The 2,774-nt window shown below is 44.1% G+C and carries 3 protein-coding genes; all 3 read right to left on the bottom strand.

Annotated elements, in window-relative coordinates; all coding sequences use genetic code 11:
- Positions 1 to 76: 76 nt before the first annotated feature.
- The 3 genes from F6J94_RS32640 to F6J94_RS32630 all read right to left on the bottom strand — a co-directional run bounded on the left by F6J94_RS32640 (position 77) and on the right by F6J94_RS32630 (position 2,718).
- Positions 77 to 613 (bottom strand): Uma2 family endonuclease, encoded by a 537-nt coding sequence (locus F6J94_RS32640; RefSeq protein ID WP_293047837.1) that lies wholly within the window; start codon positions 611 to 613, stop codon positions 77 to 79.
- A 256-nt stretch (positions 614 to 869) separates the two neighbouring features.
- Positions 870 to 1,757 carry an ROK family protein gene (locus F6J94_RS32635; RefSeq protein WP_293047835.1) on the bottom strand — a complete coding sequence of 296 codons (888 nt, stop codon included), beginning with the start codon at positions 1,755 to 1,757 and terminating at the stop codon, positions 870 to 872.
- Positions 1,758 to 1,833: 76 nt separating this feature from the next.
- Positions 1,834 to 2,718, bottom strand: coding sequence for an ABC transporter permease (locus F6J94_RS32630; protein WP_293019411.1), 885 nt, complete (start codon positions 2,716 to 2,718; stop codon positions 1,834 to 1,836).
- Positions 2,719 to 2,774 lie beyond the last annotated feature (56 nt).

Below are 2,774 nucleotides of genomic sequence, written 5' to 3'. Positions count from 1 at the left end.
TATTCATTCTTCATTCTAAATTATTCATTCTTCATTCTAAATTATTCATTCTTCATTCTAAATTATTCATTCTAAATTATACATTCTGAGAAAAGTTGACACTTTCGAGGATAAAGCTATCTCCTTTTTCATAAGGATAAAGTACCCAAAACCCTTGCTGATTACGTCTAAAACACTCTACTCCTATTGTCTCTGACTGGATTAGAACATACTCCTGCAAGGTTTTTAGCTTACGGTATTTAGCAAACTTACTGCCCCGGTCATATGCCTCTGTAGAGGGTGAGAGCACTTCTACAATCAGACAGGGATACTGAATAAACTGGTTAGACTCTTGATCTCTGGAATCACAAGTTACTACTACATCTGGGTAGTGGTAGGAACGAACTGAAGATATTTTTACCTTCACATCTGCGATATAGACCTCACAGCTACTGTCTTGTAGGTGAGTATTTAGATCACTAGCCAAATTTAAAGCAATCCGGTTGTGAGGTTTCGAGCCTCCGGTCATGGCGAAGACTTCCCCATCGCTATACTCGTAACGAATCTCCTGAGTCCGTTCCCACTCCAGGTATTCTTGGGAAGTCATCCGGTAACGCTGTGGACTGGCAATCATGGTTTTTTGGAATCAATAGGGTATGGGCAGACCTGGTGGTGCGTTACGGGGCGGGCTGTCCCAAAACTGGCTACTGAGAAAATTAGGGCAAGCCCGCCCCTAACACACCCTACGCACTAATTTATCCTTTCCATAAAACAACCTTCAACCTAAATTCTAAATTCTCCATTCTTAATTCTTAATTCTTAATTCTTAATTCTTAATTCTTAATTCTTAATTCTTAATTCTTAATTCTTCATTCTTAATTCTTAATTCTTCATTTTACGTGTTTTTGCCAAGCCAATCGTGCTGCTCCCACCATTCCAGCTCGATTACCTAATTCTGCTTTAAGTAACTCTAAACCAGTACGGGAGGAAGGCAAAACTCGTTGCTCTATTTCTGCTAGAGTTGCTGGCAAGAAAAACTCGGCACTAGCACTTATACCACCACCAATAATAATGGCTTCTGGTGTCAGTGGATAAATAAGACTAGTTAGCCCAATCCCTAATAAGCGTCCGTAATCTGCCCAAAATTCTAAGGCTTCCTGGTTTCCTTGCTGGGCTAATTTACCAAGTTCTGCTGGTTCTTTGCCACTGTTGCTTCGGATTGCCCTAATGGAAAGGTATTGCTCTAGAGAACCCCGATTACCACTATTACCCTCGGGACCATCGGGATATAGATTAATTAAGCCCAACTCCCCAGCAGACCCGAGATGACCTGTGAAGAGTTGACCATCGAAAATGATTGCCCCTCCTACCCCTGTGCCTAGGGTGAGTAGAATCAAATTCCGAAACCGACGACCAGCCCCTAACCAAGCTTCTCCTAAACCAGCACAGTTAGCATCATTAGCAAGAACTGTGGGATAACCGACTTTGTCTTCTAACTCATCGGCTAGGGGAACATCGTGCCAATCGGTTAGATTAATGGCAACTTTAGCAATTCTTCCAGCAACATCAGCAGGGCCAGGACATCCAACCCCGATACCAATTACTTCTTCCCTGGTATCGAGACGAGAGATTGCTGCTACTATTGCTTCGATCACCGCTGTTGGTGTTGCTGGTTGGGGTGTATCTACTGTTAGAGACTCCAGTTCGGTTCCATCTTCACGGAAGCGTCCCAACTTAATCGCAGTGCCACCTAAATCAATGCCTATGGCTTGAGTCATTAGTTTTGAGTCATTCGTCGTGATTCATTTTAAGGCAATAGGCAAAAGGCAAGAGGCAAAAGAGTTTTAGGGAATTTCAATGTTTCTGACGAAATCGGGGATTAATCAACTCGCTTAATCCTTCTCCTACTAAAGACAATCCTACCACCATCAGTGTCATGGCTAAACCAGGGAAAAGGGCTGTCCACCAAATCCCAGTGGGTAAGGCATCGAGGGCTTGACGTAAGTCATGACCCCACTCTGGGGTTTGTTCTGGCAATCCTAATCCTAAAAATCCCAGTCCTCCCAAGATTAAAATCGCATCAGCGGCGTTGAGGGTAAATAGAACTGGTACACTTTGAATCACATTCAGAAATAGATAGCGCGATAATATCCGACCAGGGGAAGCCCCCAGGGCTTGAGCGGCTTCGATGAACAATTCAGTTTTGACGCTAGTGGTGTGATTCCGGACTACCCGATAGTATTGGGGGACATAGGAAATACTTAATGCGATCGCAGCATTGAAGACTCCTCTACCGACTACAAAGGCCAGAGTCACCGATAGCAGTAGTCCTGGCAAGGTATAGATCGTATCCATTAAAAACAGTAATACCCGATCGAGTTTGCCACCGAGATAACCACTGATTAACCCCAAAGGGACACCAATGATCAGGCTGAGGGTGGTAGCGAGAACGACTACTTTTAGAGCAGCTTGAGAGCCAAACCAGGTGCGAGAGAAAACATCATAACCCTGGCGAGAGGTACCAAACCAGTGATTCCAGCTCGGTGCTTCATGAATGGGATTACTGAGGGACTGGGTAGGGTCTTGTAGCCATCCCCAAGCTTGAAAGGTGGGAGCGAAAATGGCTACTACGATAAAGCACCCAGTAATCACTAGTCCCGCTACCATTAGTTTGATGGATAGACTAGGCCCTCTAGTAAAAGACAAAAAGCTGGGGAATGATTGTTTGGTTGAGGTCATCCTTCATCCTTGATACTGATAGCATTTATCATACTGATCAGGTAAACAATCTTGAG

Origin of the sequence: Moorena sp. SIO1F2 (assembly GCF_010672755.1) — a bacterium.
GTDB lineage: Bacteria > Cyanobacteriota > Cyanobacteriia > Cyanobacteriales > Coleofasciculaceae > Moorena.
This window is presented reverse-complemented; position numbering and strand designations above follow the sequence as displayed.